The organism is Burkholderia sp. GW821-FHT14F03 (genome assembly GCF_058803765.1).
Map to the genome: position 1 here is coordinate 95,766 of NZ_JBXAPG010000001.1, position 15,804 is coordinate 111,569.

At 63.0% G+C, this 15,804-nt stretch carries 21 protein-coding genes and 1 pseudogene; 7 read left to right on the plus strand and 15 right to left on the minus strand.

Features of this window, described 5'->3' with window-relative positions:
• Positions 1-650: 650 nt before the first annotated feature.
• Positions 651-1,217, plus strand: a complete 567-nt coding sequence (locus tag AC1RQF_RS00405; protein WP_492870978.1) for a hypothetical protein — start codon at positions 651-653, stop codon at positions 1,215-1,217.
• A gap of 172 nt (positions 1,218-1,389) precedes the next feature.
• Here AC1RQF_RS00405 and AC1RQF_RS00410 read toward each other — a convergent pair whose 3' ends face one another.
• Complete coding sequence (locus AC1RQF_RS00410) at positions 1,390-2,685, minus strand: NAD(P)/FAD-dependent oxidoreductase (protein WP_492870979.1); 1,296 nt, start codon at positions 2,683-2,685, stop codon at positions 1,390-1,392.
• Between the two features lie 354 nt (positions 2,686-3,039).
• On the opposite strand from AC1RQF_RS00410, the gene AC1RQF_RS00415 reads away from it, so the two are divergent.
• Positions 3,040-3,807, plus strand: a complete 768-nt coding sequence (locus AC1RQF_RS00415; protein ID WP_273995797.1) for an AraC family transcriptional regulator — start codon at positions 3,040-3,042, stop codon at positions 3,805-3,807.
• Positions 3,808-3,856: 49 nt separating this feature from the next.
• Here the strand turns inward: AC1RQF_RS00415 and AC1RQF_RS00420 are convergent, their stop codons facing one another.
• Positions 3,857-4,642 (minus strand): M15 family metallopeptidase, encoded by a 786-nt coding sequence (locus AC1RQF_RS00420; protein WP_273995798.1) that lies wholly within the window; start codon positions 4,640-4,642, stop codon positions 3,857-3,859.
• A 463-nt stretch (positions 4,643-5,105) separates the two neighbouring features.
• On the opposite strand from AC1RQF_RS00420, the gene AC1RQF_RS00425 reads away from it, so the two are divergent.
• A complete protein-coding gene (locus AC1RQF_RS00425; RefSeq protein ID WP_492870981.1) occupies positions 5,106-6,011 on the plus strand; it encodes an alpha/beta hydrolase in 906 nt (301 codons plus the stop codon).
• Positions 6,012-6,039: 28 nt separating this feature from the next.
• Here AC1RQF_RS00425 and AC1RQF_RS00430 read toward each other — a convergent pair whose 3' ends face one another.
• A complete protein-coding gene (locus AC1RQF_RS00430) occupies positions 6,040-6,681 on the minus strand; it encodes a GntR family transcriptional regulator (protein ID WP_492870982.1) in 642 nt (213 codons plus the stop codon).
• A gap of 87 nt (positions 6,682-6,768) precedes the next feature.
• On the opposite strand from AC1RQF_RS00430, the gene AC1RQF_RS00435 reads away from it, so the two are divergent.
• Both AC1RQF_RS00435 and AC1RQF_RS00440 read left to right on the plus strand, forming a co-directional pair.
• On the plus strand, positions 6,769-7,245 hold the full coding sequence (locus AC1RQF_RS00435) for an OsmC family protein (RefSeq protein ID WP_273995801.1): 477 nt from the start codon (positions 6,769-6,771) through the stop codon (positions 7,243-7,245).
• A gap of 55 nt (positions 7,246-7,300) precedes the next feature.
• A pseudogene (locus AC1RQF_RS00440) lies at positions 7,301-7,693 on the plus strand (transporter substrate-binding domain-containing protein); the annotation flags it as partial.
• 78 nt (positions 7,694-7,771) lie between these two features.
• On the opposite strand, the gene AC1RQF_RS00445 reads toward AC1RQF_RS00440, so the two are convergent.
• Genes AC1RQF_RS00445 through AC1RQF_RS00455 form a run of 3 tightly spaced genes read right to left on the minus strand, consistent with a single transcriptional unit; the run spans position 7,772 to position 9,834 of the window.
• The gene (locus tag AC1RQF_RS00445; RefSeq protein ID WP_492870983.1) at positions 7,772-8,902 is read right to left on the minus strand and encodes a tyrosine-type recombinase/integrase; all 1,131 of its coding nucleotides are present in this window, start codon (positions 8,900-8,902) and stop codon (positions 7,772-7,774) included.
• Positions 8,874-9,101 (minus strand): excisionase, encoded by a 228-nt coding sequence (locus AC1RQF_RS00450; RefSeq protein ID WP_492870984.1) that lies wholly within the window; start codon positions 9,099-9,101, stop codon positions 8,874-8,876. The genes AC1RQF_RS00445 and AC1RQF_RS00450 overlap by 29 nt, the downstream gene beginning before the upstream one ends.
• A 1-nt stretch (position 9,102) precedes the next feature.
• Positions 9,103-9,834 carry a hypothetical protein gene (locus AC1RQF_RS00455; protein WP_492870985.1) on the minus strand — a complete coding sequence of 244 codons (732 nt, stop codon included), beginning with the start codon at positions 9,832-9,834 and terminating at the stop codon, positions 9,103-9,105.
• Between AC1RQF_RS00455 and AC1RQF_RS00460 the strand changes: the two genes are divergently transcribed.
• The gene (locus AC1RQF_RS00460) at positions 9,833-10,318 is read left to right on the plus strand and encodes a hypothetical protein (protein ID WP_492870986.1); all 486 of its coding nucleotides are present in this window, start codon (positions 9,833-9,835) and stop codon (positions 10,316-10,318) included. The two genes, AC1RQF_RS00455 and AC1RQF_RS00460, sit on opposite strands and share 2 nt — an antisense overlap.
• Positions 10,319-10,469: 151 nt before the next feature.
• Here the strand turns inward: AC1RQF_RS00460 and AC1RQF_RS00465 are convergent, their stop codons facing one another.
• The gene (locus AC1RQF_RS00465) at positions 10,470-10,628 is read right to left on the minus strand and encodes a hypothetical protein (protein ID WP_492870987.1); all 159 of its coding nucleotides are present in this window, start codon (positions 10,626-10,628) and stop codon (positions 10,470-10,472) included.
• Positions 10,629-10,746: 118 nt separating this feature from the next.
• Between AC1RQF_RS00465 and AC1RQF_RS00470 the strand changes: the two genes are divergently transcribed.
• A complete protein-coding gene (locus tag AC1RQF_RS00470; RefSeq protein ID WP_492870988.1) occupies positions 10,747-10,926 on the plus strand; it encodes a hypothetical protein in 180 nt (59 codons plus the stop codon).
• A gap of 173 nt (positions 10,927-11,099) precedes the next feature.
• On the opposite strand, the gene AC1RQF_RS00475 is transcribed toward AC1RQF_RS00470, so the two are convergent.
• The 8 genes from AC1RQF_RS00475 to AC1RQF_RS00510 are packed head-to-tail and all read right to left on the minus strand — an operon-like array spanning position 11,100 to position 15,627.
• Entirely contained in the window at positions 11,100-11,600 is a 501-nt protein-coding gene (locus tag AC1RQF_RS00475; protein ID WP_492870989.1) for a hypothetical protein, read from the minus strand.
• The gene (locus tag AC1RQF_RS00480) at positions 11,590-12,186 is read right to left on the minus strand and encodes a hypothetical protein (RefSeq protein WP_492870990.1); all 597 of its coding nucleotides are present in this window, start codon (positions 12,184-12,186) and stop codon (positions 11,590-11,592) included. The genes AC1RQF_RS00475 and AC1RQF_RS00480 overlap by 11 nt, the downstream gene beginning before the upstream one ends.
• A complete protein-coding gene (locus AC1RQF_RS00485; protein ID WP_492870991.1) occupies positions 12,179-12,406 on the minus strand; it encodes a hypothetical protein in 228 nt (75 codons plus the stop codon). The genes AC1RQF_RS00480 and AC1RQF_RS00485 overlap by 8 nt, the downstream gene beginning before the upstream one ends.
• On the minus strand, positions 12,399-12,638 hold the full coding sequence (locus AC1RQF_RS00490; RefSeq protein ID WP_492870992.1) for a hypothetical protein: 240 nt from the start codon (positions 12,636-12,638) through the stop codon (positions 12,399-12,401). Before AC1RQF_RS00490 ends, AC1RQF_RS00485 begins: the two co-directional genes overlap by 8 nt.
• The gene (locus tag AC1RQF_RS00495) at positions 12,635-13,114 is read right to left on the minus strand and encodes an XF1762 family protein (protein ID WP_492870993.1); all 480 of its coding nucleotides are present in this window, start codon (positions 13,112-13,114) and stop codon (positions 12,635-12,637) included. The genes AC1RQF_RS00490 and AC1RQF_RS00495 overlap by 4 nt, the downstream gene beginning before the upstream one ends.
• Positions 13,111-13,332, minus strand: a complete 222-nt coding sequence (locus tag AC1RQF_RS00500; protein ID WP_492870995.1) for a hypothetical protein — start codon at positions 13,330-13,332, stop codon at positions 13,111-13,113. Before AC1RQF_RS00500 ends, AC1RQF_RS00495 begins: the two co-directional genes overlap by 4 nt.
• Entirely contained in the window at positions 13,329-14,867 is a 1,539-nt protein-coding gene (locus AC1RQF_RS00505; protein WP_492870996.1) for a hypothetical protein, read from the minus strand. Before AC1RQF_RS00505 ends, AC1RQF_RS00500 begins: the two co-directional genes overlap by 4 nt.
• Positions 14,857-15,627 (minus strand): DNA-methyltransferase, encoded by a 771-nt coding sequence (locus AC1RQF_RS00510; RefSeq protein WP_492870997.1) that lies wholly within the window; start codon positions 15,625-15,627, stop codon positions 14,857-14,859. The genes AC1RQF_RS00505 and AC1RQF_RS00510 overlap by 11 nt, the downstream gene beginning before the upstream one ends.
• Positions 15,628-15,804 lie beyond the last annotated feature (177 nt).

Consider the following 15,804-nt stretch of genomic DNA (forward strand, 5'->3'; position numbering starts at 1 on the left):
CCTATGGTTCGAAACCGCTATCCCACGGTTAAGGCGGGCGGAATCCGATGGAATCGGCGAGCCGGAAGCGCCCTCGTATTAATTCGCAGTCCGACACATCCAACGGATTTTTCCCGTGTCCCCGCCGGATTTGGTCCTGCTTCGGCGAGGCTCATGGATGTGGGTAACGGCTGCTTTTAACAATTCTTAATAGTTGGCCGGAAATGATTTGATGGGGGTCTATTTCCGAGAGGTCGGCCCGGCGCGGACGGGCGGCGTTGAGAGGGATTAAGTCTGAGGTTTAGTGGGGATTATCTTTTGGTGGTGGTTAATCAGATGTGGACGTAAAAAATTAACGATCGGGACGATCGTAAAAATGTGAACGCATGCGTGGTCGTGTCGCATGCGAGGAGTGAAGTGGCCCGTGCGCGTCGAGAGGGCGCGTGTGGGTTGGGGATGTCACGCGTCACGGGCGTTTCGTATCGAAACGAGGGGTAACATCACGACCATGGTTCGATTTTTTTGCGAAGTTTTTCTATTAATTGGCTGTAAATTCCATAATTTATGAATTTACGAAATTTAAATTTCACTCACTCGAACCCGGGTACCTGGCACTTTCCCTGCAGCTACCTCCGGGCCGCATCTGCGGCACAACCTGGAAAAGGTCAAACATGGAACGCGTCTTCAAACGGAGGCATCTGGCGCTGGTCGTCCTGACGGGATTCGCGCTGGCGGCGAGCGTGACCGCCCGGGCGGGGGCGAGCGGAGATCGTGCAACGGAGGTGCCCGGCCTGGGGCTGACCGTGTATGGGATCCCGACGCCGGCGGCAGGGAGCGGAACCGGAGGCAATCCGCTCGCGCCGGTGAGCAAGGTGGTGAACGAGATCATTGGCGCCCTGGCGACGCCGCCGGCGAATCCGGTCATGCCGATCAGTCCGATTGCCACGCTGCATGGCGTGATCGGGTCGGTGACGGAAATATTGGGCGAGGCAGGCGGTCTGCTTGGGCGGTCGACCGGGGGGAGCGGACGCGCGGCCGGGCTCGCGAAGCCGGCCGGCCGGCTTGAAGGCGTGAGCGTGGTGTCCTTGGCGGGGGCCGGCGGCAGCGACGCGGCTCAGACGATCACGGTAGTGACCGGAGGCCCGGGAACGGCGGCGAATGCGGGCGCGCACGGCGTGGGCCCGCTCGGACCGGTGACGTCGCTGATCTCGAATCTGGCCAAGAGGCTGCCGAAATGAGCAACTGATCAAGCAATGAGCATTAAACGAGGCGGAGAAGCGTCGCTTCGACGTGATGGGGCAAGCGCGCCGACGCGGGATGCCTGCGCCAGGGTCTCGATACCGCGCTCATCCCCGCGCGCGACCACTCGGCGGCGGGCGCGCCCCGCCCCGGACCTTGCCGGCTGGCCGCTCAGGTCAGCCGGATCTTTGGCTGCACCCAACTGTTGATCCGCTCGGCGGTCCACAGCAGCGTGGCCTTGGGAAACCCGTGCAGCGCCTGCTGGTGGTGGCGATAGAGCATCGCGTGGCTCAACTGGGCGAAACGGCCCTTGATGAACGCGCCGCGGAAGAAGCCGAAGCGGCCGAGCGTGCCGAAGGCGTTGTAGTCGCTGATCGACACGAGCGAGCCGAAATCGTGAAACGCGAAGTCGGGCAGCGGCCGGCCGTCGAGCCAGGCGGGCAGATGTTTGGCGAGGAATTCGGCCTGCTGCGTCGCCACCTGGGCGGTCGGCGCAAGCGGGCGCTCGGCGCCGTCGGGCGTCAGGCTCGATGCATCGCCGAGCGCGAAGACCGCGTCGTCGTCCTGCGCCTGCAGCGTCGGCCGGATCAGGATCTGGTTCGTGCGCGTGCTCGCGAGGCCGCCGAGGCCGTTCGCGAAATCCGCACCCTTGACGCCGGCCGCCCACACCATCAGGTTGGCAGGCGCGAAGCCGCCGTCGCCGTAGTGAAAACCGCTCGCGTCGGCGGACGTGACGCGCGTGGAGGTCAGCACCCGGAACCCGATGTTGCGGAGCTGCTGTTCGGCCGACGCGGAGATCCCGGGCGGAAACGCGGCCAGGATGCGCGGGCCGCTTTCCAGCAGGGTGAGGTCGAGGCGCTCGCGTGCGCGCGGATCGCCGTAGCTCGACGCGAGTTCGAGCAGGCGGCTCAACTCCGCCGCAAGCTCGACGCCGGTTGCGCCGCCGCCGACGATCGCGACGCGCAACGGCTCGTCTTCCGCGACGCTGCGGAAGATGCGCGTGCGCAATGCGACATTGAAGGTTTCGGCTTCGGACTGGCTGTCGATGAAATAGCAATGCTCGCGCACCCCGGGCGTGCCGAAATCGTTCGCATGACTACCGATGGCGAGGATTAGCACGTCGTAGCCGAGGCTGCGCGCGCCGAGGATCAGTTCGCCGTCGGGCGTATGCAGGTCGGCGAGGTGGATTTCACGCCGCTCGCGATCGAGGCCGCACAGTTCGCCGGGTTGGTAGGCGAAGCCGTGTTCGCTGGCATGCGCGAGGAAGACGACCTGCTGCTGCTGGATATTGCGCGTGCCGGCCGCGATCGTGTGCAGCATGGGTTTCCAGATATGCGTGGGACTTTTATCGAGCAGCGTGACCGAGGCGCGGCCCGAACGCCCCAACTGGTTGCCGAGCCGCGTGGCCAGCAATAAACCGGCGATGCCGCCGCCGACGATGACAATTCTCGGGGGATGCGCGCTCATCGATTCAGTCCTCCGTGTGGCGTGATGGCTGCGGACGATGGTAGGGGGCGGGTTGGACGGGTGTCAATGTCGGCCGGGGCATCGGGCGGGCCAGAGCGGGTTCGGCGCGAGGAGGCGGGGCCAGGCATGGGCCGTCGCCGCGGGATTACGTGCAATACGGCCGGGATGCTTGCGCCGACCTCCTGTTTTACCGCGCTGGACGCAGGCAATCGACGCGGAATGTGGATAAGAGACGCAATGCTGTATTTCTGTTACGAGCCAAGACCGGTCCGAAGCGGTTCGGGCATGCGCGGCGCGTCGTGCGGGCTAGAATGCCGGCACCTCCGCTCCCGCATCCCACGCGCGCCGTTCTCCATGCACCTGCCAGTCTTCTCGTCCGAACACGAACTGTTCAAGCCGGTTGCGCGCGACTATCCCGACGGTTATGCATTGAGTGACCACTGGCACGACGCCGCGCAGCTGATCTACGCGCTTCACGGCGTGATGGAACTGAAGTGCGGCGACGCCTGCTGGATCATCTCGCCCCAGCAGGCGCTGTGGATGCCCGCGCAACTGCCGCATGCGCTGCGCGCGCGGGGGGCGGTGACGCTGCGCAGCGTCTATGTCGCGCCGCGCCTGTGCGCGAAGCGCCTGCCCGACGCGCCGCGCAGCCTGGCGGCGACGCCGCTGCTGCGCGAACTGATCCGGCAGGCGCAGGCGGTGACCGACGACACGCCCGCGTCCGGCTACGACGCCCACCTGATGCAACTGCTGCTCGACGAGATCGAGCGCGCCCGGGTGATGCCGCTCGACATCCCGCTGCCCGGCGACCACCGTTTGCGCAACGTCTGCCTGCGTCTGCTCGACGATCCGGCGGACGACCGGGGGCTCGATGCATGGGGCGCGCTCGTCGGCGCTTCGGCGCGGACCTTGTCGCGGCTGTTCCGCGCCGAACTGGGCACGAGCTTCCTGCTGTGGCGCCAGCAAGTGCGCGTGGCGGCCGCGATTCCCCGGCTGGCGGACGGCGAACCGGTCACGCGGATCGCGGCCGATCTCGGCTACGACTCGCCGGGCGCGTTCATCGCGGTGTTTCGCCGCCTGACCGGTCACACGCCGCGCGCGTTCGCCATGCAGGCCGAATGAGGCGGGGCGGCCTCGATGCGCCCGCGCCGCGCTGCGAAGACATGCCGCTTTACTGCCACACGCGCGTCACGCAGGCGGCGCGCGCCGCGGCATGCTCGACGCCTTGCGCGCCGCGCATGCAATCCGCGTAGCGCGTGACCTGCGCCTCGAAAAGCCGTCCCGCCTCGTCAGGCGATGCGCGAGCCAGCCGTTGCGCGAAGCCGCGCGAGCCGATCTCGAAGTGCTGGTAGTCGATCGGGAAATTCCAGTATCCGCCCCAGCCGATGAAGCCGTTGTCGGCGAACACATCGACGACGGCCTCGGCCATGCCCGGTCGTTTCGGCTTGTCGGGCCGATCGTCGAAGCGGTTGACCGAGGTTCTCGCGGCAGCGGGCGGGCGAACCGACGCGACGCCGTCGGTTCCGAGCACGATGTAGGGATTCTGGATCGGATTGAGGTCGATCGCGGCGCCGAACGCGTGCAGCGACCATGCGCTGCCGCCTGAGATCGGCCGCGCATTGAAGGCGGACGTGTTATTCGCATTCATCGACGCATCGTCGTCGCCGGAGAAATGCTCGATCGGTACGGCTTGCTGAAGCGGGAAATCCAGCTTGCGGAGCGCGTCGAAGATCGCCTGCACGCGCGGCGCAAGCGCGTCGAGCACGACGATCGTCCCCATGCGCGGCTCGTTCTCGAAACCGAGGTACTGGAACGAGACGTTGCGCAGGCGATCGCAGCCCACCGGCGCGTCGGCGGGCATCACGCCGCTCGCCTGCATCTGCCGGCATTGGTCGCGGGAGACGGGCGCGATCTCGGCGCGGGCGCCGCCGCTCAGCAACGCGAGGGACATCAGCATGGAGAGTGTCATCCGGCGCGGGCGCGGCTGTCGGGCGGAGGAAATCGGGTGGAGGGGCATGGCGAATGGGCTCAGGTCGAGAAAGACGCGTTCGATGGCGGGTGCAGGGGCTGTCGGTGATTTCCGGGATCGGGACGCCGATGCGAGGCCGCCGGACGACGGGATGGAATGAGGTAGCGACGTATCTATGAAAGCGATATGCGCCGGTGGTTCCATGATGAAGACATGGCGGGTCGCGTCGAGCGGCGAATGACGGCCGTCGCGACGGCCGTCCGGGCGGCCGGAGGATGACGGCCTGACCGTCCCGCGGCATGCGTCGCGCCGTTCCCGGGCCGGCGCGCCACCGTCTCGCGCCGCCAACCTGTCCGATGCGCGCGATCCACTGGCGTACCGGAGGCGGCGCGGGCCGCTCGCCCGCGCTACGCTTCGCCTCTTCCGAACCCCTCTCCAGATGGAGCATGGCATGAGCGACGACTATGTACGCGTATCCCGCCGTATCGCGGCGGGCGGTGTCGAACTGGATGGCTGGCTGTACACCCCGACGCGCCCCGGTCCCGCGCCCTTGATCGTGATGAGCCCCGGCTTCGCCGCGCTCAAGCGCCACTACCTGACGGATTTCGCCGAACGCTTCGCGCAGGCGGGCTTCGCGGTGGTGCTCTACGATCATCGCAACTTCGGCGCGAGCGGCGGCGACGTGCGCGGCGAAATCGATCCTCACCAGCAGATCGCGGACATGCGCGACGTGGTGAGCTGGGCCGGCACGCTGCCGGAAGTCGACGCCGACCGGATCGGCGTATGGGGTTCCAGCTACAGCGGGGGCCACGCGATCATGATGGGCGCGCTCGATCGGCGCGTGCGCTGCGTCGTCAGCCAGGTGCCGACCATCAGTGGCTACCAGAGCCTGTTGCGCCGCGCGGGCGAGCGGCTGCACGCGGTGCGCGCCGATTTCGAGCGCGACCGGGCCGCGCGCTATGCGGGCGAGGCGCCGGGCGAACGGCGGGTCTGCTCGGAGGACGGTGTCGCCGGCCTCTACGCGGGCGACGATGCGCGCGCGTTCTATACGATGGCGGCGGCGCGCGACGCCGGCTGGGAAAACCGCGTCACGCTCAGATCGAGCGAACTCGCGAGCGCGTACGAGCCCGGTAGCTGGATCGACCGGGTCAGTCCGACGCCGCTGCTGATGCTGGTCGCCGAACGCGACACCGTGACGCCGGCCGACCTCGCGCTGGCCGCGTATGAGCGCGCGCTCGAACCGAAACGGCTGGAGATCCTGCCGGGCGGGCACTTCGATCCCTACGTCGCGCAGGCGGAGCGGGCGATCCAGGCGGCCGTCGGCTGGTTCGCCGCGCATCTGGGCGACCGGGCCTGAGCGCCGCCCAGGCGACGGCGCGGGGCGCTCAGCCGGATTCGACGAGACGCAGCACGATCGCGCGCGCCGAATCGAGATGCGCGGCGGTCAACGCCTGCGCGCGGCGCGCATTGCGCGCGCGGCAGGCGTCGAGGATCTGCGCGTGTTCATGCTGGAACGCCGGTGTATCCGCAAGCAGCGTATGGTGCAGGCGCTCGTAGCGCTCGACCTGCGCGCGCAGTTCATGGATCGCGACGAGCTGACGCGCATTGCCGCAGGGCGCGTAAAGCAGTTCGTGGAATTCGCGATTGAGCGCGCCCTGGCGCGCGGGGGTGTCGGCCGTGCCGAGCAGTTGATGCACGAGCGTGGCGCGCGCGAGCGCCTCGTCGTCCATCCGTTTCACGGCGCGCCGGATCGCGTCGCCTTCCAGCAGCACGCGCAAGTCGTAGATTTCGCCGACGTCGGCGGCCGAGAGTTCGCGCACGGTCGCGCCGCGATTGCGCTGCAGGGTCACGAGCCCCTCGCGCGCGAGCTGCTGGATCGCTTCGCGCAGCGGAATCCGGCTCACCTCGAAGCGGTCGGCGAGATCGCGCTCGACGAGCCGCTCGCCGCTCGCGAGCGTGCCGTCGACGATCAGTTCGCGCAGCGAGGCGGCGATCGCGCCCGCCGTGGAGTCGAATGAGCTGTTCATGGTCGATGAAGGTTGATTGGAATAATGGTATACCAAATTGCCGATCGCTGGCAGAATCGCGGCGGGTCGACATTCGACGGAGGACTCATGGGATACGGCGAACACCACTATCGCGTGACCGTGCGCTGGACCGGCAACCGGGGCAGCGGCACGTCGGGCTACCGGCAGTACGGGCGCGACCATCTGATCGAGGCGGACGGCAAGCCGCCGATCGCGGGCTCGTCCGATCCCGCGTTTCTCGGCGACGCCGCGCGCTGGAATCCCGAGGATCTGCTGCTCGCGTCGGCGTCGGCGTGCCACAAGCTGTGGTATCTGCATCTGTGCGCGGAGGCCGGCGTGACCGTGCTCGACTATGTCGACGAGGCGCAGGGCACGATGCTCGACGGCCCGGAGGCGGGGCGCTTCACCGACATCGTGCTGCGGCCGCGCGTGACGATCCGCGCCGGCGACGATCCCGCGCTGGCGGAGCGCCTGCATCACGTCGCGCATGCGCGCTGCTATATCGCCAACTCGGTCAATTTCCCGATCCGCTGCGAGCCGCGCATCGACGATTCGGGCGCGTGAGAATTTTGGCCGGATTACGATGCGGGCCTGTTCGACCACTAGACAGGAGGAAGACATGCATCGTCGTCTTGGCTGGCTCGCCGCGGCCGCCGCACTGTGTTTCGCGGGCGGCGCGGCGCACGCGCAGGCGCTGACCGGCACGCTGAAGAAGATCAAGGACACCGGCGTCGTGGGCCTCGGCATCCGCGAATCGTCCGTGCCGTTCTCGTATTCGGACAACCAGCAGAAGAACATCGGCTACTCGCGCGACATCGCCGCGCGCATCGTCGACGCGCTGCGCACGCGGCTGAGCCTGCCGGGGCTGGTCGTCAAGGAAATCCCGATCACCTCGCAGAACCGGATCCCGCTGGTGCAGAACGGCACGATCGACTTCGAATGCGGGTCGACCACCAACACGCTGGAACGGCAGCGGCAGGCGGCCTTCTCGAACAGCATCTTTCTCTATGGGAGATTGCTTTCTGGATGCCGCCTTATCTGAAGCGGATCCCCGCGTGTCGTCCAAAATTCGTCCAAAATTCGTCCAAAACTAGCCGCGATTTGAGACTTTGATTTCTGTCCAATCTTGCCCCCTGGAGTCTCGGTAGACTGCCGTCATAGCGGCCGATTTGTGACCGAGCAACGATTGAGCAAAGTCCTTTCCATACTGATCTGAATACAGCCGCGCAGCCAACGAGCGAAGCTCATGGAAGGTTGGCGGCGTCCGATCCTTCAGTGCCCCTATCCTTGCATCATCGCGAACCGCAGTGAATGCACGACTCAGCGTAGATGCCACGACTGCCGATCCTGGCTTCGCTTTCGAGATGGCATGTGAGAAATGGATGAGATGCTTCGATACGACTCGATCTCGGCATTGCTTCACCACATCGCCCAGAACAAGGCCTACGATTGGCAGCGAAAGCGTGAGTGGAATGCATAGCTTGGGCTTATGCGGACCGCGTCCTTTGGTTTGCTCGACCCATAGAAATCCATCATGCACGTTGTCGAAAGTCATCCGGGACACGTCCTCCAGTCGCTGACCGGTTACAAGCGCAAGCTCGATAGCGTTGGCTACCCATTGACGCTGCGGATGACTCTTGGCTTCGGCGAGAATGGCTCGATAGGTTTCGATCGTTAGCCGGCTTCTCTTGACGATTACTTGTGGCTTGTACGTGACTTCAACTGGATTCCTTCCTACCTCAATAGCGCCTCGCTCCATTGCCAGACGAAAAACGTCTCGTAGCCGCGAGCGAATTTTGGCGGCCATCGGCGCTCCGCGATTTTGTTCGCAGCGCTCGATGAAGGAGACCACATCGCGCGGAGTAATGTGGACGAGGATCATCGTCCCGATCCCTTCGTCGTTGCGAATCGCAGTGAGTTGCGATTTCACCGATCTCAGCGAATTCGGCTTAAGGCCCATCGCACCTTCTTCGTATAGGTCACACCATCGCGAAAGAAGATTGTCGCCGCCATCCATGCGTGCGAGCAACGTGGTGTCACCGCGGCGACGTTCGATGTCTGCGTTTGCCGTCTTGGCTTGCGAGATAGCCGCCTCCTTATTCCTCCCAAGACCGAACGTTTCCTTTGTGATGGGATTTCGATACCAGAAATAGCCATCCTTCTTCTGGTACAAATTCGAAGGCAATGGTCGGTTACGCGCGTTTCGTGGTCTGGCGGCCATAGATCATCCTGTTGATTCGCTCAGCAGTCTCGTCGACATATTTAGCGTCTGGCTGGCAGAAATATCCGCGCCCGACTTTCATTGGGCGCGGCAGGATCTTTCCTCCATGCACCCAGCGCATGAGCGTATTTTGATGTGGAGCGTGTTCACCAAAAACGCGCTCGGCCCATGTGGCGATAGGGATCAGTTGTGCAGCCATCTCAGCTCCTTCCGCTAGCGATCTCAATCTTCCTGAACTCGACAACCCACACCCACGGATTAGCGTCCCAGCCTGTACCGGCCGCAGCGTTCAATCCATCCCAAAGCTCGCGGAACGCACGAATGCTCGGCGGCCGATCGGCACCGTGACCGGGCCCCAGGCAGTAGCCGACTTTGTGGCGTTCCTCGATCGTGACGCCTTCCTGGCGTGCGTCTGACTCGTTGATGCTCTGCAGGCGCTCGACGCGTACATCGGCCACTTCGAGCAGCGCTCGCGAAGCGCTGCGCGGCATGAAGATAGATGGCCGACGCCACCAGGCCGGCGTCGCGGCATCACGTGCCACGTTCGGCACCGCGCCATCGAATCGGTACTCGTGGCTGGTCTCGAGCGTCATATCAACGAAGTGCCACTGGTCGCGGCCTTTCTTCTCGCTGAAGCGCATTTCCCATCGGCCAAATGCGATATACATCTCGCGTACCCACAGTCGGTCGCCAGGCTCTCCATAAGGTGATTTACATCCCCATTCTCCGTCATCGCTGAACGCGCCGAAGATTTCGGCTCCGGGTGCTTCTTCGCCGCAGCGGTCGATGATCGTCGGGTGATAGCGTGAGACGCTGATTGACGCGACGTCGTCTGGCGGCTGGCACTTCACGACGCGTCGCGTCTGCGTCTTGCGACCGTCGAAGATGGCCCGTACCATCAAGGTAGATAACAAAATCGGGAATTCGCGCATGAGCTGGCACCGTGGAGATTGGTTTTCGTTTGCGCAAGCCGCTGTATCGGTGCTTGCAATTGCTGGCGCATATGGAGTTGTGTTCTTCCAACGCAGCCTTGAAAAATCGCGCAGTCGACATCGACTCAATTCAGTCCGAGCAGCGATTGTCGAAGTGACGAAAAAATGTCGTGATCTTACTTACGAGGTCTACGATCCTATGTATGTTTTCGAGAAGGTCGGAACATGGGACCAATACCGATCTTTCCGATCGCGCCAATTCAGTGAATATCGAGATATTGTCGGAGCGCTATCCACTCAAGATATTGTGGATTTGAAATTGCTCGATGTTGCCATGAAGTTACGTGTTAATTTGAGCGATATGGCATCAGTCATCGGAAAGTCCAACTTCCATTCAACCGATGATTGGATCAACTCACGACGCATTATTACGCAATGCAAGAATAACTTCGATGCGATTTCAGAAGTGCTCGACACGCCTTAATCTGATGTAGATGTGGCTCGCGAACGGTATCGCGACGCAATGACTTGTTCGATCCATTCAACCGTGTCATCCGGAGACCCGAGCGCACCAATAACGCGGCGCCGCTTGTTCATCGCGCCTGAGGCGATCGCCGCCGCGCTTGCTGATGTCATCAGCGATCTTCATTGCCATCTCCAACCAGCAGATACACACCAGCAAAAGCCAGCGACAGTGCGCAGAGAACGGACCCGAGCGTAACGACCGGATGGACCCAATACATCACGCCGAGGGACGAACCGATCAGCCCGACGGGGAGCAGCTTGTCACGCATTACCGTCTCCCGTACCAATTTCCCGTGCCACAAATAAATCCTTGTTGTCTCGAATTAAGCGTGCTACATTTAAATCAACGCAGCGCCGCGCCTCGGGATCCAGGGGTAGGAGATGAAAATGTCGATCGCTCAACAAATCGCCTCGCAATTCGCTGACTTCGCTGACGCAACGAATGAGGCCGATCGCGTTGCGACGGAGCGGGATCAGGACTGGGAGTCCGAGACAACGGTGTTCAAGTTCGGTGACGGATCGGCACTGAAGGCATGCCATCCGTTCGTCGAAGTGATCACGGAGTAATAGCGATGAACGCCGAAGCCCCGCGCCGCGGGCGCCCTCCGTTGCCACCGGACGCCCCGCGTTCGCCGAAGACGGAGGTGTACCGAGCACGGCTTGAACCTCAGCACAAGGCGAAGCTCCAGCGCCTCGGGACCGACTGGCTCGTGCAGCAGATCGAGCGCGCGAAAGAGCCGTCATGATTCCTCTCCCGCGCGAGCGGCATCGTATTTGGCCCGAGCCTCGCGATAGTGCTCATCGCAGCAGAAGCCTTGCCCCATCCAGAGCGACGACGATGGATTTCCGCAAAAGCATGCCGGCATCGGATTCGCCTGATGTGCGTTGAACCAGAACTGCGCGTTCTTGCCGTGTGGCGCGTCGAAATCCGGGAGGTGTCCGGGGCCCTCCAGTGTGTTGACGATCCAGCTCATACCCGCTTCGACGCCATTGCCATGCCGCCACTCGATAATCGCTGACTGCATAGCGACGGTCTGATCGTGGATGATGTCCGACAGCGTTTTGATGAGATCCTTCGTCTCGTCTCGCTTGTCTTTGTCCGTCGCCTCGGCACACGTTTCCATCAGCTCTTTGAGCATCCGCGTCACGATTCCGATTTTCTCGGCCGAGTTTCCGCCATCGGCTCGTGTGTCGCCGTATGCCTGGACTGCGTAGATGATGTCGGTCAGCTTATCGTTCATGTCCATTCCTCACGCGAGCGGCATCGACAGGGCCCGCAGGTTTGCGCTTCCAGTGCGTGTATTCCGGAAATCTGTCGGTGACGTAGCGGGCTTCGACAAACCCCGGGAAGCCCTCGACGTTCCACGTGAGTACGCCTTCACCATGCGCGATCCCGGCGTCGAGAGGCCGCTGAACGCTGACGGGGATCCAGTCGTCCGTCGCCTCGGCGCGCGCCTCCCCATTGAGCCACTCCCGGATCTCCGCTGCCCGACATGCGCGCACACGATCGTCACGCGAGCTCTCGGCCATCGTGATGTTGATCTCGTCGCGGTTCGTAGGGGCGCGTTCATCGGTCAACCGGTAGAGAAGTCCGCCCGACTGGAGCCAGCCCCCTGTGCGGTTCTCCGCAGCTATCTCTTTTGCCAACTCCGGATTGCAAACTTCGCAGCCATCCCCGACGAGTCGAGTTCGAATGTCGCAGCTGCATATCGGTTCGCTTTTGAGCACGTAGTCGAGGATCTTCGCGGCCTGGTCGTCGGTGATGGCGAGGCCGTCACATTCACCCTCGACAGCCGCTTTCAAGCGATCGGTCAGCTTGTCATTCATGGTGGTCTCCATCATTCGCTCTGTTCACGAAGTATCCGACCGCAGCAAGCAACCAGCGGGGTAGATACCATTCCCGAATTGCACGGCCGTGGTCGACTTCCAGAAGCGGCATTAAATAGCCCGGAACCCAATAGCACTTGCTGGTGTAGTCGATGCCATTTATTTCTTGGCCGCACGACAGGATCACCGTGGTAGTCGGCTCAAGGCGCTTGTCAGCCATCGCGGTCTCCGTCTGTGGGTTCGAGATCGCTGGCATGGATATAGCCGGGGAAATGAAATTCGAGTTTTCTGCCGTTTTTCGGGAACGTGACGAAAACCCGGTTGGGGTTTCTTCCTGCATGTCCGGTGACAAGTCCTTCGCGGCCGCGCAAGCGTGCTTCAAGCGACTTCGGGTAGCCGTCGAGCGCGCTTTCCTTCACCCGCACGCGGTCGCCCTTGTTGAACGTGTTCATGCTGCATCTTCCTCAATCGCATGCAGTTGCGGCCAAGCGCCCCAGCCGTATGCCCGTTTATCCCCTGTCGGGTGCTTGTCTGTGCGCGGTCGGCTAGGGCAATCCCACGAGCGGCCACGGACGTCCCATAGATGGACCCAGCCGGCCGCGCGCAGGCTGGCTCCGTCCTCGCTTGAGAGGATGTAGGTCAGCCCGCGTCGGAATCCCTTGTCGATCGCCACGCGCCGAGCAGCTGCGTAGAGCATCGAGCACGCGTTCGGCGTTCCATCCGTGCAGAGCCGCGTAACTTCGGCCGTGAGGCCGTCGTCGAGCGCGCGAGCGACGGGGCGCCCAGTGATCGCGACACCCGCTAGGCGGCCGCCGTCGTCATGAACTGCCTGCCACCATAGGCCGCCAACCGGTACGTCATGATGACGATGCTCGGCTCGGATGAAATCGAACGCTTCTTTCTGTCCGATCGGTCGGAGTTCGATCACGCTCCACCTCCTGCACTGCCTTGCTGAGCGCGCGCATAGTCCGCGATCTTCTTCGCCAACTCCTCGTCGTCCATGCCGATCGCGTTCGCGATTGCCCGGCAGATCTGGCTCGCGTCGCAACGTGAAAGCGTGGGGAGCGTGATCCCGAGTCGATCGTCGTACGTGCCGCCGAACTGACGTATGAAATCGCAAGCTTCGGTGTACGGGTAGCGGCTCATTTGCTGTCTCCCTGGAGAATGGCGCGGAGGTGCGCAAGCAACCCATCGTCGCAAATCGTTTTCTCTTTGAATAAAGAGATTGCGTATTCAAGCGCTCTGCGCTGCTCGTCGGTCAGGCTCGGCACCTTCGCTGCGGCCGGTTCGCGCGCTGCGGCAGATGCAGCAGCCGGCGCGGGCCAAACTCCAGTTCCTCCGCATTCAATACAGTCTGGACCGCTATGTGCTTGGCACTGTATCGTGTCGGCCTGCGCGGCCGGCTGCGGGGTGGCGAATAGATCGCGCACTTCATAGTCGTCATCCGTGTCGTCAGGAACTTTCGTCACTTCGAACTCGCGATCCGCATACCATGCAGCCTTCAGCGTGAAGTGTTCGCCAAGCTTGCGCCCGGATACGATTTCCATATCGTCGGGGCACTCGAAGCCGTGCTCGTGATCACCGAAGAAATACAGATCCGGCGATGCCATTGCTTCCGCCGCCGGAGCGGGCGATTGCGGGGCGGCGAATACCGGCACCGTGAAAGTACCCTTCGAATTGATCCGGCACCTATCCCAATACTTCGGTTCGGTCGATAGATAGGCGATCGGTTTCGCCTCGTCCGCCGGCGCGGAGGATGCGGCCAGCGCGCGCTTCGCCGCCTTGAGCAACGCGCAAAGCTTCTCATGCGACCCACCGACTATCAAGCCGGGAATGCCGATGGACTTCAGCGTGTCGATGACTTGCTGGGCGAGTGCAGGCACTGCTGCCGTTTGATCGACAGATGCAGCGCGGGCTTCGTCGCGCTCGTTGATGAGGTCGCTCACGATTTCGACCGGGGATTCGTTCCAGCAATAGTCGGGCGCCATCCGCGTAATCTGTTTGAGCAACGCCGCCCGCTCGTCCGCCGGCGCGGGGGCCTCGCTGCCCGCAGGAAGGCCCAGCAGCGAGCGTAGATAGTCGGATCGGAACAGCTCGACCGGCGCTGCTGCGGGCCACTCACTGGAGTAACCGCCGAACACATGCGCGATGAACTCGGTGATGATGAAACGATCCTCGGCGGTCGCTTCGCGCGAATCGTTGTTCTCGCCGACGATTTCGAACGTCTCGATTGCGGCAAGCGCGGCTTGCGCGGTCAACCGTGCGGGCGCGTCGGCAGGGGCCGCCGAGAATGACGCGCACTTGAAAGCGTTGCGGATCGCTTTAACAACATTGTCGATAGTCGCAGCCTTTTTCCAACTGCCACTAGCCCATATTTGGACGTCGCATGCATTTTCGGCGATCGCACGAAAATGTTCGTCCGTCGGCATACTCAACGCATCGGTACAAACTGACCCATCCTCGTCGATTCGCATGGCGTCGCTAACAGCCAAGGCATCTTCACTGACGACGTGCTCAACCGACGCTGATACTGCCGACTGATCGGCAGGGGATGCGGCGAGAAGCAATCGCTGCGCAAAATCCAACGCAGCGGGTTCATATTCTGGAGGGATGTGGCATTCGTAGATCAAATCGATGATCCGCTCGTCCGTCAGCGCATCAGCGCGGCTATCAGTTGTCATTGCTGTTCTCCGTGGTTTCAAAAACGAGCTCGCTTTGTTGCAGGCGTATCTCTTGCATCTCGTGGCAGGCCGGATCAAGCTCGCAGCCGATCCAGTGCCGACCACTTCGCAACGCTGCGAGCGCGGTGCTTCCGCTGCCCATGAACGGATCGAGCACGCAGCCGCCCGGCGGCACGCTGTAGCGGATAAGCGGATCGAGGATGTCGACGGGTTTCTGTGTCGGATGGAGCGCGCGGCCGTGATCATTCGGTACGGCGATAACGCTGCGCATCAGTCGAGGTCCGCCGTCCTCACTGCTGTAATTTGCCGCCCCGATCGCGCCGGTATGCATCGGCTGCGCAGTGCGTCGCACCCGCTTCGCTATCGCATCGAGCGTGACCTGGGGTGACTTATAGACGTCCGCCCACGCACCGCGATAGAACAGCACGGCATGCTCGTGGACGCGGCGGAACCGATCGTTCTGGAAGCCGGTGCCATTTTGCTTCTGCCAGACGATGTCCTGCGAATACTGGAAGCCATTGCGCTCCATCGCATCGAACAGCGGTACGAGAGAGCGCATGCTGCCGAATACCCAGATCGAGGCGGTTGCTTTCAGCACGTGGCCGACTGTCTCGATCCAGCCATCGACGCGACGATCCCACACGAGCGACGTATCGCCATATGGCGGGTCTGTCACGATAGCGTCCGCGACCGCCGCGGGAAGCGTCGGCAGAATCTCGCGGCAATCGCCGAAGTGGCAGCGATCGATCCAATCATTCATCGTTTGTCTCAGTAGGTCGCCGCATTGGCCGGGGCTCGAACGCAGTGGATGAATCAGCATGAAGCAGCCACGTGCTGTATTGCCCGAGCACCCGCCGATGCAGCGAAAAAATGGGCGTCGTGAGGACCGCCCCAAAAGCCCCGATCCGAGGAAGTGACCCGGGGCCGGCCAATTCAA

Coding starts and splice junctions, on each gene's coding strand:
- AC1RQF_RS00485 (WP_492870991.1), bottom strand. CDS start 12,406: ATGGCTGACAAGCGCCTTGAGCCGACTACCACGGTGATCCTGTCGTGC.
- AC1RQF_RS00430 (WP_492870982.1), bottom strand. CDS start 6,681: ATGAACAGCTCATTCGACTCCACGGCGGGCGCGATCGCCGCCTCGCTG.
- AC1RQF_RS00445 (WP_492870983.1), bottom strand. CDS start 8,902: ATGGCCGCCAGACCACGAAACGCGCGTAACCGACCATTGCCTTCGAAT.
- AC1RQF_RS00500 (WP_492870995.1), bottom strand. CDS start 13,332: ATGAGCCGCTACCCGTACACCGAAGCTTGCGATTTCATACGTCAGTTC.
- AC1RQF_RS00505 (WP_492870996.1), bottom strand. CDS start 14,867: ATGACAACTGATAGCCGCGCTGATGCGCTGACGGACGAGCGGATCATC.
- AC1RQF_RS00420 (WP_273995798.1), bottom strand. CDS start 4,642: ATGCTGATGTCCCTCGCGTTGCTGAGCGGCGGCGCCCGCGCCGAGATC.
- AC1RQF_RS00425 (WP_492870981.1), top strand. CDS start 5,106: ATGAGCGACGACTATGTACGCGTATCCCGCCGTATCGCGGCGGGCGGT.
- AC1RQF_RS00475 (WP_492870989.1), bottom strand. CDS start 11,600: ATGAACGATAAGCTGACCGACATCATCTACGCAGTCCAGGCATACGGC.
- AC1RQF_RS00470 (WP_492870988.1), top strand. CDS start 10,747: ATGTCGATCGCTCAACAAATCGCCTCGCAATTCGCTGACTTCGCTGAC.
- AC1RQF_RS00465 (WP_492870987.1), bottom strand. CDS start 10,628: ATGCGTGACAAGCTGCTCCCCGTCGGGCTGATCGGTTCGTCCCTCGGC.
- AC1RQF_RS00410 (WP_492870979.1), bottom strand. CDS start 2,685: ATGAGCGCGCATCCCCCGAGAATTGTCATCGTCGGCGGCGGCATCGCC.
- AC1RQF_RS00480 (WP_492870990.1), bottom strand. CDS start 12,186: ATGAATGACAAGCTGACCGATCGCTTGAAAGCGGCTGTCGAGGGTGAA.
- AC1RQF_RS00460 (WP_492870986.1), top strand. CDS start 9,833: ATGAGCTGGCACCGTGGAGATTGGTTTTCGTTTGCGCAAGCCGCTGTA.
- AC1RQF_RS00405 (WP_492870978.1), top strand. CDS start 651: ATGGAACGCGTCTTCAAACGGAGGCATCTGGCGCTGGTCGTCCTGACG.
- AC1RQF_RS00415 (WP_273995797.1), top strand. CDS start 3,040: ATGCACCTGCCAGTCTTCTCGTCCGAACACGAACTGTTCAAGCCGGTT.
- AC1RQF_RS00435 (WP_273995801.1), top strand. CDS start 6,769: ATGGGATACGGCGAACACCACTATCGCGTGACCGTGCGCTGGACCGGC.
- AC1RQF_RS00455 (WP_492870985.1), bottom strand. CDS start 9,834: ATGCGCGAATTCCCGATTTTGTTATCTACCTTGATGGTACGGGCCATC.
- AC1RQF_RS00450 (WP_492870984.1), bottom strand. CDS start 9,101: ATGGCTGCACAACTGATCCCTATCGCCACATGGGCCGAGCGCGTTTTT.
- AC1RQF_RS00510 (WP_492870997.1), bottom strand. CDS start 15,627: ATGAATGATTGGATCGATCGCTGCCACTTCGGCGATTGCCGCGAGATT.
- AC1RQF_RS00490 (WP_492870992.1), bottom strand. CDS start 12,638: ATGAACACGTTCAACAAGGGCGACCGCGTGCGGGTGAAGGAAAGCGCG.